Below are 13,852 nucleotides of genomic sequence, written 5' to 3' on the forward strand. Positions count from 1 at the left end.
CAAACAATTGGGATTTCTCACCGGTGGGAGCAAACTGCCTTCTCCAAGCCCGAATACTTCTTACCGGGATGTCCAGCTCCTTGGATACTTCAGCCGGGGTTTTGCCGCTTTCTTGCATGTGCTTAACGGTTTGACGTTTAAACTCGTCGTCAAAATGTTGACGGATATCCCCCATGACACACCTCGACCTTTTGGTTGGTTATATTGTACGGGCCGCTACTACGGCGTGTCCACTTTTTAGTCTACATGCAATTTTGCTTGAATAACGGAATCAGTGTCCGGATTTCCTGGATTTCAGCCGTTTTTTGACCCTATAACGGAACTGGGGTCGGTCGGTCCCGGACGAACGCGCTTGCGTCCGAACCGGAAAACCAAAATGGCTCCTGCCGATACCGGCTCCCGTTCGGAGAGTCAAGGCATCGGCAAGAGCCGCAAAGATCGTTATCGAATGAATAAGGACGTTGCCGGACGCGAAGCAAGCGGTCAGACGGCAGGCCGACGCCATCCGACGCCGTTTAAGCCAACGTCGGCTGTACGTGAATCAACGGCACTTCCGCCGCGCGCTCTTCCTTGGCGTACACCGCAGCCGGGCGGCGCGACACTTGCTCCGCCGCTTGCTCCGCCACTTCTTTCGAGGATGGGGCCCGGTAAATATCCGCGCCCAGGGAAGCCAGCTTGCCGACGATGTCCATATAACCGCGATCGATATGATGGACGCCGCTCACTTCCGTGACGCCTTCCGCCGCAAGCCCCGCACAGATCAGCGCCGCGCCGGCGCGCAGGTCGGTTGCGCACACCTTTGCCCCTACGAGCTTCGCGCCGCCCTTCACGATCGCGGTGCGGCCTTCCACTTTGATATCGGCGCCCATTTTGACCAGTTCTTCGACATGCATGAAGCGGTTCTCGAACACCGTTTCGGTCACGATGCTCGTGCCTTCGGCCACCAACAGCAGCGCCATCATCTGCGCCTGCATGTCGGTGGGGAAGCCCGGGTAAGGCAGCGTTTTGACGTCAACCGCCCGCAGCGGATGCCTCGCCGCGACGCGAATGCCGTTCTCGTCGCTTTCGACGGTTGCGCCCATCTCTTCAAGCTTGGCGACGATCGGACCGAGGTGATCGCGAATCGCGCCCTCCACATAAACGTCTCCTCCCGTGATGGCCGCCGCAATCATGTACGTGCCGGCTTCCACCCGATCGGGAATGACGGAATATTCGACTCCAGTCAGCTTTTCAACGCCTTCGATGCGGATGACGCCGGTCCCGGCTCCGCGAACCTTGGCGCCCATCGCGTTCAGGAAATTCGCCAAGTCGACGATTTCCGGCTCCTTGGCGGCATTCTCGATGACCGTCGTGCCCGATGCGGTGGCCGCGGCCATCATGATGTTTTCCGTAGCGCCGACGCTTGGGATATCCAGATAAATTTTCGCGCCTTTCAGCTTGCCGTCCACCTTGGCCTCGATCGAGCCTTGACCGAAACCGATCTCGGCGCCCATCGCCTCGAATCCCTTCAGATGCTGGTCGATCGGCCGCGTGCCGATGGCGCAGCCGCCGGGCAACGAAATCCGGACGCGTCCGAGGCGGGCAAGCAGCGGGCCCATCACCAGGAAAGAGGCTCTCATTTTCCGAACCAGATCGTAAGGCGCATCGTAAGAGGACAGCCGTTCGGCGCGCAACTGCACGCTGCCGTTGTTTTGCTTCGCGTGAACCCCCAGAGCTCCGAGCACTTGCAGGATGTTGGCAACATCGTCCAAAACGGGCACGTCATGAATGACGCAAGAACCCTGTTCCGCAAGCAAGGAAGCGGCCAGGATCGGCAGGACAGAATTTTTAGCGCCGTGCACGCGAACCGTTCCCTTAAGGGGACGGCCGCCGCGGACGATGATTTTACTCATGGGTGGTCCCTCCGCGGGTTATAGAATCGTTCAGAATGGTTCATGTTGGTAGAAGTCCAAAAAACCCAATCTCCATAATACCATTGCCGATGCAAGCGGCACAAGCGGCAAATGATGCCAGGAAGTCCGCGGATTCGCCAGGGTTCTGCCCCGTTCGAATCCTATTTCGACGTATTATTCAGTGTGGTCATTCCAGATGGCCGTTATGCGGGCCAAAGGGTCGTTCGCTTCAAGACCGGAACAGCCACTTCAGCGATTCCGTCCAGCTCCAGTAATCCAAAACAAAACGGGCCAGCAGATGTCCGACGATGACGGCAACGATTAACTGCAGCACGCGCGCGCGAGGGCTTTGCGGATGCCGGAACCACTGCTCCCACCGCACCTCCCGCAGCAAAAACCACGATACCGCAATCAAGCCGAGCGTCACGAAAATCGAAAACAACCCGTTCCAGCCAATCGAATAAAATGCGTTGGTCGCGTCCATAACGGGTTAGCCTCCCTGTCACAGAAGTCTTGCCATCAAGGCTGCCCACTCCGCCCGGCTGACGGGCCGGTCGGGCCGGAACGTGCCGTCCGGGAACCCGGACAGCCAGCCTTTTTGCACAAGCGCTTCCGCGGCCGCAGCCGCAAAATGGTTCGGCGGCAAATCGGCGAACGGCCGTTTCGGGGACGAGGGTTCGGCAAGCCCTGCCGCCCGGGCGAACAGAACGACCGCTTCCGCGCGCGTAATGTACCGGTCGGGCTCGAACTTCCGGCCTGCGGCCCAGCCAAGCCAGCCCGCCGAATCCGCCTGCACGATGGCGCCATACGCCCAGTTGCCTTTGTTCAAATCGGCAAACCTGGAGGCCGCCTTCCGGCTTTCCTCAGGCTTGAACGCGCGAACCGCGATCGCCGTCGCTTCGGCACGGGTCAACTGGCGATTCGGCCGGAACGTGCCGTCGACGTAACCGGACATCCAGCCCGCTTTCGAGACCGCCGCGATCTGTTGCTCCGCCCAATGCCCCGCGGTATCCAGGTAAATCGAACTTGCGGGTTCGCTCTGCACAGCCAGCCGATAGAACGAATCGCGGTATGCGCCGTCGGCGGCAAGCGCCACGTAATACGTGCCGGGCTCCGTAACCCTTTCGGCGCGAATGGAGGAGGTCCCGTCGCGATTGCTCCACGTGCCGATCGGCGAAAGCTTTTTGTCCGTCAGCTTCATCGTCACCGATGCGGCATCGGGAAGTTGGTCAAGCTGCAGGCGCACGACGGAACGCTCGCGGACCTCGAATTTGTACCAGTCCACATCTCCCTTGGTTCCGAACAATCCTTTGCGCGCCTCCTTCGCATTCAGGACGAGCGGCGTTGCGGTAAGCGCGCTGTCGTTCGGTTCGTTGGGATCTTCGTTAGGGATAATATATTCCAGATCGACCGTATACGTCCCGATGACAGGTTCGGGCTTGCCTGAAATGGCGTTACGGATGTTTATGTAATATTTCCCTTCCGCATTCGGTATCGTTAGCTCTTCGCCGTCGCCGTTGCCGTTGACGTCCCTCTCTTGGGGCGATTTGCCGGCCTTTTGCACCGTGACGGCGAGATCGATCCGGGTTGTGTCCGTGCTCGCTTTAATCTTTAGAGTGCCCGGTTTGGGCAAATCCACTACGGTCCAATCTTCGTCGCCCTTCTCGTGAAACGTTCCCGTCCACCGCTGGCTGCGGGGCGGAAGCGTATAAGCCGTCAGCATCGAGCCGTTCGGCTCCATCGCATCCGGCGCCATGCGGAATCCCGACACCATGCGGTACCGCCGGAGGCTGTCCGCCGGATCGGACGGCGAAGCGAGCAGATAATACGTTCCTTTGGCGACGGGCCACTGCATGGCGGAAACGCCGGAAACGCCGGGAGCTACCGCCTTGGCCGAATCGGCCGGATACAGCCGCAGGCTGGAAGAAGCACGGGCCGCTTCGCTTTCGAACGCAATCTCGAGCGTTCCGCTGTAAGGAACGTCCACCGCGTACCAATCGTTGTCCGCACGGCCGGACCAGGCCGCCGAAATTTCCGAACCGACCGGAAAGACGGACGCCGTCCCTTTCGCGTCGTTCGGCTCGCGCCAGTCCTCCGCGTCGTCCGCGGCAAGCGCCGCATCCGCCCGCACAAGCCCGTATCCGGTTTCCCGGTCCCATCCTTTCGCCCCGATGTCCTGCGCCGTCCGCCGGAGCGTCTCCCGAATCCGGGCCGGCGTCCAGTCCGGATGGGCCGCGCGCAGCATGGCCGCGACACCCGCCACCTGGGGCGCCGCCATCGAGGTGCCCTCCATGACCGTCACGCCGCCGCCCGGCTGCAGCGCCTCCACGCGCCACACCGCCGACAGGTCGACCTCCGGCCCCGCGGTTGAAGCCGACTCGTGCCTTTTGCCGTCGGTTCCGGCTACGGCCAGCACGGTCGGATAAGCCGCCGGATAGGATACCGCCGCTTTCTCTCCGTATTGTTCGGCGTCGTTGCCGCTGGCGGCCACCAGAAGCACGCCCTTGGACTCGGCGTAGGCGGCCGCCTCTCTCATTTCGGGAATATCCCGCTGCAAGCCCAAAGAAAGCACGACAATGTCGGCCCCATGATCGACCGCATAGCGGATGCCGCGGATCAGCTTCGTCTCGTCGCCCGACCCGTTCCGGTCGAGCGCCTTGACGGGCATGATTTTCATATTCCAGGAGGCTTTGGCGGACTCGTTTCGGCCTGCTTCCGCAAACCTGGCAATAATGCCCGCCACCGCGGTCCCGTGCCCGTTGTCGTCCTGCGGCGGCTTGCGCTCGTTGACGAGGTTGACGCCCTCGGTCAAATACGGAGCCAGCTCGGGATTCTTCAGGTCCACGCCCGTATCGACAATCGCGATCGTGCCTTCGGCGTCGCGCTGAAGCAGTCGCCAGGCTTTCGGAACGCCGATCGTCTCCGCAAAATCGGACCCGGCGGCTTGAGCCGCTCCGGATTGAACCACTCTAAAAGATTCGGATCGAACATCCGCATTCGGTACGTCGGCGACCCCTTTTGCGGCAATGCCCGCTTGTTCGGTTCCGGGCGAGCCTGCCGAGGCCTCCGGGAACCCCGCTGCCGCGCCAAACAGCGCTCCGCCCGCCACCAGCGCGCAGCCAACCCATCCCGCAACCGTGCGCGTTGCGCTCCGTTCTTTTCGTTTATCTCTTGTCATTCGGAACATTCGAAAGATCATGGCCGTCCGCACCTTTGTCTTTAGATCTGGTTGTGCGCGGTTGTGCGCGGAATATCAAATTTCCGCATAGTCGCCGACAAGGCCGATCGGCCTCGCAACGCAAATCCTGCCAAATTACTATGTTCGATACCGCCCAACGTTTCCCTGCACGCATCGAAAAATCGGGACTTTTGTCGTGATTTGCGATCATCGGGCGTCCCCAAAACAAAAAAACCGGGCTAGCCGCAAGCCGCCCGATTCCTTGTCCGCACTTCCAAAACAGGTTCAATCCACGCACCGAAAAAACTTTACCCCGCCGCATCAGCCCGTCAGCATATCCGCCCCGATCGAGAATAGGCCGTCGATCCAATCCAGCACCGGCCTCGGCAGCACGCCGAGCGCAAGCGTCGCCGCCGCGCACAGCCAGATGACGATGCCCGCCGGCACCGGCACGCGCACGGCAGGCTCCTCTGCGCCCGCGCGCATGTACATCTGGCGGATGATTTTAAAGTAGACGTAGTAGGATACGGCGGTCGCGGCCAGCATGAAAGCGCCCAGCCAGTACGCTTTGGTCTGCACCGTCCCGAACAGGATGAACAGCTTGCCGAAAAATCCGCCCGTAACCGGCAGACCCGCCAGCGAGCACAGCAGCACCGTCATCGCCCCCGCCGTCCAGGGAGCGCGATGGTACAGCCCCGCGAAGGCGGACAGCTCTTCCTTCCCCGAAGCGCGGGAGACGACGGTCAGCACCGCGAACGCCCCGACGTTCATAAACGCGTAGGCCAGCAGGTAATACAGAAACTCCGGAAAAAAGGACGCGTGCAAAATCGTCGTGTCCAGCGCCAGCGGCACAAGCAGAATACCCGCGTTGGCGACGCCGGACAAGGCTAGCAGCCGCTTGGCGTTCCGCTGGCGCAGCGCCCCGGCCGTGCCGACCGCGATCGCCGCGGCCGCCAGCGCGGCCAGCGCCAGCGAGACGTCTTCGCGCAATGCGGCCGCTTCCGCATCCGCAAGAAAGACCGTTCTGACGAAAATCCGGTACAGCATGGCAAACGCCGCCCCTTTCGCCACGACGGCCAGAAATGACGTCACCGGCGTCGGGGCGCCCTCGTAAACGTCCGGAGCCCAGGCATGGAACGGCGCCAAAGCGAGCTTGAGCGCGAACCCGACGATCATCAGAAAGAAGGCGACGTAAACCAGCGCCCGGTAGTCCGCAACCGCTTGTTCCAATCCGCGGGAGATGCCGGCCAATCCCGTCGAGCCGGTCACGCCGTACAAGAACGACATGCCGTACAGGATAAAAGCCGAGGCGGTTCCGCCCGTCACGACGTATTTGAAGGCGGCTTCGCCCGCAAGCCCGCTCCTTTTGCGCGCGCCCACGAGCGCGTAGGAGGAGACGCCGAGCAGCTCCAAACCGACAAACAGCGTGATCAAATCGCCCGAGGAGGCCATCATCATTGCGCCGGTTACAGCCGGGAGCACAAGATAATAGAACTCCCCTTTGATCGGAATTTCGTCTTTGCGGATGGTGCCCAGCGAAGCCAGCACGATCAGAGCCGTCGCGCCGAGAAACGCAAGCTTCAGCAGATTGCCGAAGTCGTCGATCAGGTAACTGCCGTACAGCAAGTCGCGCACGGCAGGCTCCCCGGCCAGCTCCGACCGGCGAAGATCGCAAATGTGCCAGCTGACGAACAAAGCCGCGACCGCAAGCCCGAGCAGCGTCCCCCAACCGATCCAGTCCCGGTTCACCCGGTCGGGCAGCATGAGATCCAATACGGCCAGCGCCAGGGCAAAGCCGACAAGCGCAAGCTCAGGGGCAAGGTACCAGGCGTCGCTCCAGGTCAACGTGTGAAAAACGATCATCGGTCAGCCCCCCGCCCTCGTCTGAAGTTCCCTGAGCAGCCCGGCAAACCCATGCTCCATCAGATCGGTCAAAAGCGACGGATACACGCCGAGCAGGACGATCAGTCCGGTGAGCGCCACCATCGGCAGCGCCTCGGTAAACCGGGCTTCCTTCAAGCCGGCAAACCGCGCCGGCAGCGGACCATACGCGATCGCCAGCACGCTGCGCAGAACGTAGACGGCGGCAAGCAGCACGCCAAGCACGCCGAGAACGGTCGGCCAGCGCATCGTGGCGAACAGGCCGAGAAAAGCCAGAAGCTCGCCGACAAAGCCGGACAAGCCCGGCAATCCCAAAGCCGCCAGCCCCGCCGTCAGCAAAATGCCGGACGTGAACGGCAGGCTGCGCGCAAGCCCGCCAAGCTCCGTAAGCCGCGTCGTGCCCGTCCGCTCCTGCAGGCTGCCTACGACAAGGAACAGGAGCGCCGAGATCAGCCCGTGCGAAACCGATTGGAACAGCGCCCCGGCGAAGCCGATCTCGCTTAGCGAGGCGAGGCCGAGCAGGACGATGCCCATGTGGCTGATGCTGGAATAGGCCAGCACCAGCTTGAACTCCTTCTGCACGCAGGCGAGGATCGCTCCGTACAAGACGTTGATCACGCCGAGCGCGGCGATCGCGGGCGCCGCGGCTTCCAACTGCGCCGGCAGGAGAAAGCCCGCAAAGCGGATCAGCCCGTATACGCCCATTTTCAGCAGCACCCCGGCATGAATCATCACGACCGGCGGCGGGGCTTCCGCATGAACCCGCAGCATCCACGCATGAAGCGGAAAGATCGGCACTTTGATGCCGAACGCGACAAGCAGCAGCACAAAGACGCTCCACTTCAGGCCGCCGGTAAAAGACAGCGCGCCGCCGGCGTTTGCCGCCGCGTTCGGATCGGACAGATTGGCGAGCATGACGTCATAATTGCCGCTGTACGTCAGGATCGTGCCGTCCGCCGTCTCGTCGGCGCGAAAGCCCAGCGTGGCGACCAGCAGCAGAAAGGCCAGCAGCATAACCGCCGAGCCCAGCCCGTTGTAGACGAGGAAGCGGTTCGCCGCTTTTTCCCGGCCGTAATCCCCCCAAATGCCGATCAGAAAAAACATCGGAATCAGCGTCAGCTCGAAAAAAATAAAAAACAGTCCCGCATCGCGCGCGAGAAACACGCCGTACATGCCCGTTTGCAGCAGAAGAAGCAGCGCATAATACGCTTTGCGGCGCTTGCGGATGTGCACCGAGCCGAGCGCGGCCATAAGCGACACGGCGCCCGTCAGCAGCACGAGCGGCAGCGAGATGCCGTCGACGCCCAGATGGTAATCGAAGGCCAGCCGGTATGAGACGACGCCCTGATCCCTCAGGCCCGCTTCCAGGTTCAGCGGGATCGACAGCCAAGCGGCGCGCTCCTCGTATTTGGCCCCGCCGAACGCCGGCTGGTAGTCCGCGTACAGCCAAACGGCGAAGAGCAAGGACAGCCCCGTGAACACAATCGCCGAAATCCGGGCCAGCCGCCCCCTGTCTTTCGGCAGCAGAAGAAGCATCAGCGCGCCGGCGAGCGGGATCAGCACGATGAACGACAAAATCGGCACGTTGTCCGGCATCACTAGAACCTCCTTCCCGCGATCGCCAGCATCAGGACGACGGCGGCGATGACGGCGGCGAGACCGTAGGTTTGCAGCTGGCCGCTCAGCAGCCGGGAGTTAAGCCGGCCGAGCGCCTGAACGGCGCCGGCGGCGAGCCGGCCGGCTCCGCCGACGACGGCGCCGTCGAACAGCCGAAGCGCGCGGCCCAAGCCCTGCAGCGGCTTCACGAACAAATACCCGTACGCCTCGTTGAGGTAATATTCGCGCTCGATCAGGCGCACGAGCCAGGGCCAGGGCCTCGTCTGCCCGGCTCCGCCGCCTTTCGGCGCGCCTTTGCCGTACAGGAGCCAGCCCAAATAAAGCCCCAGCAAGCCGGCCGCCGCCGATGCGGCCATGACCGGAACGCTCTCCGCCTGCTCCGGAATCGCCTCGCCGCTCAGCCAGGCGCCGAGCCAGGAGCCGAAGGGCGTCTGCACGAATCCCGCGGCGACGGACAACGCGGCCAGTACGAGCAGCGGCGCCGTCATGACGGCCGGAGCTTCCTTCGCGCGCGCGGCCAAGGCGGCGTCGCCCCGCGGCCGGCCCCAGAACGCGAGGATAAACAATCGCGCCATATACAGCGCGGTGAAGCAGGCGGTGACGATCCCGGCCGCAAACAGCAAGGGATGGCGCTCGAACGCCGCCGCCAGCACGGCGTCTTTGGACCAGAAGCCCGCGAGCGGAGGGACGCCCGACAGCGCCAGAACGCCCGCCCCGAACGTCCAGGCGGTCGTTTTCATCCGCCGGCCCAGGCCCCCCATCTGCCGCAGGTCCTGCGTATGCAGCGCATGGATGACGTTGCCCGCCCCGAGAAACAGCAGCGCCTTGAAGAACGCGTGCGTAAACAGGTGGAACACCGCCGCCGTCCAGGAGCCGGAGCCGAGCGCGAGCATCATGTAGCCGAGCTGGCTGACCGTCGAGTAGGCGAGCACCCGTTTGATGTCGTTTTGCTTTAGCGCGGCGGTTGCCGCCAACAGGGCCGTAAACGCGCCGATATAGGCGACCGTGTCCAGGGCGACCGCCGACGCTTCGAAAATGTCGTACGTCCGCGCAACGAGAAAAACCCCCGCAGCCACCATCGTAGCCGCATGGATCAGGGCGCTGACCGGCGTCGGTCCTTCCATCGCGTCCGGGAGCCATACGTGCAGCGGAAACTGGCCGGATTTGCCGACCGCCCCGAGAAACAGGAGCAGCGCGATCGCCGTCGTGATGCTGGTGGAAATGACGCCGGCCTGGGAATCGAACACGTTGTGCAGGCTGACGAAATCGAGCGCATGGCCCGGCATGTACCGAAACAGCAGCAGAATCGCGATCAACAGGCCGAGGTCGCCGACGCGGGTGACGATGAACGCTTTTTTCGCCGCCGCTCTCGCTTCCGGCTTATGGAACCAGAAGCCGATCAGAAGAAACGAGCAGACGCCGACGAGCTCCCAGCCTATGTAAAGCAGCAGCAGATTGTCGGCCAGAACAAGCCCGAGCATGGAGCAGGCGAACAGCGACAGGTAGGCGTAAAACACCGATTTCCGCTCGTCGTCCCGCATGTAGCCGAGCGAGTAAAGATTCACGAGAAAAGCGACCAGCGACACGATCACGAGCATCAGCGCGGTCAGGTTCGTCACTTCGAAGCCTGCGGACAGCGTCACGGACCCGATCGTCAGCCAGGCGAACCCGCCGCTGTAATCCTCGGCGCCGGTTCCGATCCGCTCGAAGGCGATGAGAAGCGACAGCGCCAGCGAGGCGAGCGAGGCAACGATCGCGATGAAGGCTCCCGTCCGCTTCAGGCTACGGTTTAGCTCCGTCAACACGACGAACGCCGCCAGCGGGAACAACGGCGCCAGCCAGGCGTATTGCGAGAAAACCGTCCGCATCCCCTCACCTCCCCAGCCTGTCGTATTCGTCCACGTTCACCGTCGCCCGGCTCCGGTACAGCACGATCAGCACCGCGATGCCGACGGCGGCCTCCGCGGCGGCGACCGTGATGGCGAACAGGGAGAAAATCTGCCCGGCCAGCGAAGGAACGACGCCGTATTTGGCAAAGGCGATCAGGTTGAGGTTGACCGCGCCCAGCATCAGCTCGATGCACAGCAGGACGACGACGGCGTTGCGCTTGGTCAGCACGCCGTACAGTCCGATGCAGAACAGGACGGCGGCCAGCGTTAGATAGGACGCGAGCATGCTCATGCCGGTTCCTCCTCCCTTTTGGCCAGCGCCACGGCGCCGATGAAGGCGGCGGTCAGCAGCACCGAGACCAGTTCGAACGGAACGGCGTATTTCGTGAACAGCAGCGTACCGATCTCCGTCGTATTGTCCGCCGGCAGCGCCGTCTCGGGGACGGGAAAGCCCGCGCTGCGTATCGCAAAGAACAGAATGCCGAACAGGCACAGGCAGAAGACGGCCGCCAGCGTCTCAAGCAGCGGCCTTCCACGCTCCCGCTCCTCGTCCCGGTGCTTGGTCATCATGATTCCGAAAATCATCAAAATCGTCACCGCGCCGACGTAGATCAGCACCTGCACGAAGGCGACGAATTCCGCCCCCAGAAGAATGAACAGCCCTGCAAGCGAGACGAACGTGAAGGCCAGCGAAAGCGCCGTATGCACCACTTTGGCCAAGCTCAGCGCCATCACCGCGCCGGTGATCGCGCAGACGGCAAGCGCGAAAAACGCGAAAAACTCGCCGGTCGGGTTCAGGTTGAACGGGAACACCTACTTGCCGCCCCCTCTCTGCGGAGCGCCGATGTTGTTGTTGTCCTTGCGGATATTGCGGTTGTTTGCGTAAAGCCAGTCGCGGTCCTTGAACAGCTCGTCGCGGCTATACGCCGCCAGCTCGAAATTGTTCGTCATGACGATCGCTTCCGTCGGGCATACCTCGGTACAGAGATCGCACAGAATGCAGATTTCGAAATTGATGTCGAACGTGTCGATGACCTTGCCTTTTTTCTCCGGGTCCGGATTCGGCTTGCCCGTCAGCGTAATGCAGTCCGTCGGGCAAATCCGGGCGCACTGGTTGCACACGATGCACAGGTCCGGCTCGAAGTACTGGATGCCGCGGAACCGGTCCGGCATTTCGATCGGAACGTCCGGATAGGGGTATGTCACTTTGGGGGTTCCGAGCGTCTTCAGCGTCACGCCGAGCCCTTTGACGATGCCTTTGCCTTTCATGTCGCCAGCCTCCTCAGCCCAACCATTCGATTCCAAGCGCCGTCAGCAAAATGTTCGCAAGCGCCAGCGGGAGCAGCGCCTTCCAGGCGAGGCCCATCAGCTGGTCGACCCTGAGCCGCGGCAGCGTGGCGCGGATCCAGAACAGGGAAAACACAATCAACGCAAACTTGAACGCAAACCAGACCAGTCCGGGGATAAAATCAAGCTGCGGAAAAGGCGCATTCCAGCCGCCGAGAAACAAAATCGTGGTCAGGCAGGCAATGGCATAGATGTAAACGTACTCCGCCAGCATGAAGAAGGCGAACCGGAAGCCGCTGTACTCGACATGATAGCCGGCGACCAGCTCCGATTCCGCCTCCGGCAGATCGAAGGGCGTTCGGTTCAGCTCGGACACGGCCGCCACGACGAACACGGCGAAGCCGATGATTTGCGGAAACACGTTCCAGTGCCAGAAGTACCCTTCCTGGCGCAGGACGATATCCCGCAGATTCAGGCTCTCCGTCAGCATGGCCACGCCGACGACCGAGAGGACGAGCGGCACCTCGTAGCTGATCATTTGGGCGGCCGAGCGCATGCCGCCAAGCAGCGCGTATTTGTTGTTGGAGGCCCAGCCTGCGATGACGATGGCGATCGTCGTCACGCCGGACAGCGCGACGTAGTACAGGAAGCCGACGTTCAGGTCGGCGAATGGAAGGTTCAGTCCGTAGGGAATGACCGCCAGCACCGTAAACGAAGGAATGAAGGCGAGCGCGGGCGCGAGCACGAACAGCGCTTTGTCGGCTTTGGCGGGGATGGTGTCTTCCTTGACGAGCAGCTTCGCAACGTCCGCGACCGTTTGCAGCAGGCCCAGCGGGCCGGTGCGGTTCGGCCCTTGCCTGAATTGCATCCAGCCGATGACCTTGCGTTCGAAATAGATGGCGTACGTGACGAACACGATGACGACGGCCAAAAGCGCCAGCGCCACTAGCGCATACCTTCCCGCCGCTTCCCAGGAGACCGGATCGTCCCAAAAGCGCTGCATCAGCAGTCCACCTCCCCGAGCACGATGTCGATGCCCCCCAGTATCGTCACCAGATTCGTCATGCTCTCGCCGACGAGCAGTTTGGGCAAAATTTGCAGATTGACGAAAGAGGGCCGGCGGAACTTGAGCCGGTACGGCTCCGCCTTGCCGGTCGAGACGATATAGCAGCCGATTTCGCCGCGCGGCGATTCGATCCGGACGTAGATTTCGCCCGCCGGCGGCCGAATGACCCGCGGCACCTTGCCCATCGTCTCCCCTTCGGGCGGAAACTGCTCCAGCGCCTGCTCCAGAATGCGCAGGCTTTGCCGAATTTCCTCCATCCGGACAACGTAACGGTCGTAGCAGTCCCCGTTGCGGCCGACCGGCACGTCGAATTCGAACCGATCGTACAGGCTGTACGGCTCATTTTTGCGCAAATCCCATTTGACGCCGGTCGATCTTAAATTCGCCCCCGACAAGCCGTAAGCGATGGCCGTCTCCGCATCGTAAGCGCCGACCCCCTTGATCCGGGACAGAAAAATCTCGTTGCCGCTGACCAGCGCGTGGTAGTCGTCCAACTTGCCGTACATGGATTTGACAAAATCCTTGACCTTGTCAATCCAGCCTTCCGGCGCATCCCATTTCACGCCGCCCACCCGCATGTAGTTGTACGTCAGCCTTGCGCCGCACAGCTCGTTGAACAATTGGAGGATTCGTTCCCGGTCGTTGAAGGCGTACAAAAACGGGCTCAGCGCCCCGATGTCGAGCAGATAGGTTCCCCACCAGACGAGGTGGCTGGCGATCCGCTGCAGCTCCATGACGATGAGGCGGAGAAATTCCGCCCGCTCCGGCACCGTCAGGCCCATCATTTTTTCGACGGCATGCACGAGCACGTAATTGTTGGTCATCGCGGACACATAGTCCATCCGGTCGGTGTAAGGGATGATTTGCGTATAATTCAGGCTTTCGGCCAGCTTCTCCGTCCCTCGGTGCAGATAGCCCATGACCGGCGTCGCTTCCGTAATGATCTCCCCGTCGAGCTTCACGATAATCCGAAACACGCCGTGCGTGCTGGGATGCTGGGGACCGACGTTGAGCAGCAGTTCTTCGGTACGAATCACGCCCA

General features: G+C 62.1%; 12 protein-coding genes. All 12 read right to left on the reverse strand.

Going from position 1 to position 13,852, the window contains the following annotated elements:
• Positions 1–175: transposase (locus F560_RS26625; protein ID WP_019006818.1), on the reverse strand; the 175-nt coding region annotated here is incomplete at its 3' end.
• A 340-nt stretch (positions 176–515) separates the two neighbouring features.
• Positions 516–1,892, reverse strand: coding sequence for a UDP-N-acetylglucosamine 1-carboxyvinyltransferase (gene murA, locus F560_RS0116270; RefSeq protein WP_019006819.1), 1,377 nt, complete (start codon positions 1,890–1,892; stop codon positions 516–518).
• Between the two features lie 229 nt (positions 1,893–2,121).
• On the reverse strand, positions 2,122–2,376 hold the full coding sequence (locus F560_RS0116275; protein ID WP_019006820.1) for a DUF1146 domain-containing protein: 255 nt from the start codon (positions 2,374–2,376) through the stop codon (positions 2,122–2,124).
• An 18-nt stretch (positions 2,377–2,394) separates the two neighbouring features.
• A complete protein-coding gene (locus tag F560_RS23500) occupies positions 2,395–5,091 on the reverse strand; it encodes a S8 family serine peptidase (protein WP_019006821.1) in 2,697 nt (898 codons plus the stop codon).
• A gap of 300 nt (positions 5,092–5,391) precedes the next feature.
• The gene (locus F560_RS0116285; protein WP_019006822.1) at positions 5,392–6,933 is read right to left on the reverse strand and encodes an NADH-quinone oxidoreductase subunit N; all 1,542 of its coding nucleotides are present in this window, start codon (positions 6,931–6,933) and stop codon (positions 5,392–5,394) included.
• Positions 6,934–6,936: 3 nt separating this feature from the next.
• Positions 6,937–8,547 carry a complex I subunit 4 family protein gene (locus F560_RS0116290; RefSeq protein WP_019006823.1) on the reverse strand — a complete coding sequence of 537 codons (1,611 nt, stop codon included), beginning with the start codon at positions 8,545–8,547 and terminating at the stop codon, positions 6,937–6,939.
• Positions 8,548–8,549: 2 nt separating this feature from the next.
• Positions 8,550–10,436 (reverse strand): NADH-quinone oxidoreductase subunit L, encoded by a 1,887-nt coding sequence (gene nuoL, locus F560_RS0116295; protein WP_019006824.1) that lies wholly within the window; start codon positions 10,434–10,436, stop codon positions 8,550–8,552.
• A 4-nt stretch (positions 10,437–10,440) separates the two neighbouring features.
• The gene (gene nuoK, locus F560_RS0116300; protein ID WP_019006825.1) at positions 10,441–10,749 is read right to left on the reverse strand and encodes an NADH-quinone oxidoreductase subunit NuoK; all 309 of its coding nucleotides are present in this window, start codon (positions 10,747–10,749) and stop codon (positions 10,441–10,443) included.
• Positions 10,746–11,270 (reverse strand): NADH-quinone oxidoreductase subunit J, encoded by a 525-nt coding sequence (locus tag F560_RS0116305; RefSeq protein WP_019006826.1) that lies wholly within the window; start codon positions 11,268–11,270, stop codon positions 10,746–10,748. The genes nuoK and F560_RS0116305 overlap by 4 nt, the downstream gene beginning before the upstream one ends.
• Entirely contained in the window at positions 11,271–11,726 is a 456-nt protein-coding gene (gene nuoI, locus F560_RS0116310) for an NADH-quinone oxidoreductase subunit NuoI (protein WP_019006827.1), read from the reverse strand.
• A gap of 13 nt (positions 11,727–11,739) precedes the next feature.
• Entirely contained in the window at positions 11,740–12,747 is a 1,008-nt protein-coding gene (gene nuoH / locus F560_RS0116315) for an NADH-quinone oxidoreductase subunit NuoH (protein ID WP_019006828.1), read from the reverse strand.
• Positions 12,747–13,847, reverse strand: coding sequence for an NADH-quinone oxidoreductase subunit D (locus F560_RS0116320; RefSeq protein ID WP_026298338.1), 1,101 nt, complete (start codon positions 13,845–13,847; stop codon positions 12,747–12,749). Before F560_RS0116320 ends, nuoH begins: the two co-directional genes overlap by 1 nt.
• Between the last annotated feature and the right edge of the window lie 5 nt (positions 13,848–13,852).

Origin of the sequence: Cohnella laeviribosi DSM 21336, from assembly GCF_000378425.1 — a bacterium.
Taxonomy (GTDB): Bacteria; Bacillota; Bacilli; order Paenibacillales; family Paenibacillaceae; genus Cohnella; species Cohnella laeviribosi.

Bases quoted from the DNA above. Each gene is read 5' to 3' on its own strand.
- murA (WP_019006819.1), bottom strand. From the start codon at position 1,892: ATGAGTAAAATCATCGTCCGCGGCGGCCGTCCCCTTAAGGGAACGGTT.
- F560_RS0116275 (WP_019006820.1), bottom strand. From the start codon at position 2,376: ATGGACGCGACCAACGCATTTTATTCGATTGGCTGGAACGGGTTGTTT.
- F560_RS23500 (WP_019006821.1), bottom strand. From the start codon at position 5,091: ATGATCTTTCGAATGTTCCGAATGACAAGAGATAAACGAAAAGAACGG.
- F560_RS0116285 (WP_019006822.1), bottom strand. From the start codon at position 6,933: ATGATCGTTTTTCACACGTTGACCTGGAGCGACGCCTGGTACCTTGCC.
- F560_RS0116290 (WP_019006823.1), bottom strand. From the start codon at position 8,547: ATGCCGGACAACGTGCCGATTTTGTCGTTCATCGTGCTGATCCCGCTC.
- nuoL (WP_019006824.1), bottom strand. From the start codon at position 10,436: ATGCGGACGGTTTTCTCGCAATACGCCTGGCTGGCGCCGTTGTTCCCG.
- nuoK (WP_019006825.1), bottom strand. From the start codon at position 10,749: ATGAGCATGCTCGCGTCCTATCTAACGCTGGCCGCCGTCCTGTTCTGC.
- nuoI (WP_019006827.1), bottom strand. From the start codon at position 11,726: ATGAAAGGCAAAGGCATCGTCAAAGGGCTCGGCGTGACGCTGAAGACG.
- nuoH (WP_019006828.1), bottom strand. From the start codon at position 12,747: ATGCAGCGCTTTTGGGACGATCCGGTCTCCTGGGAAGCGGCGGGAAGG.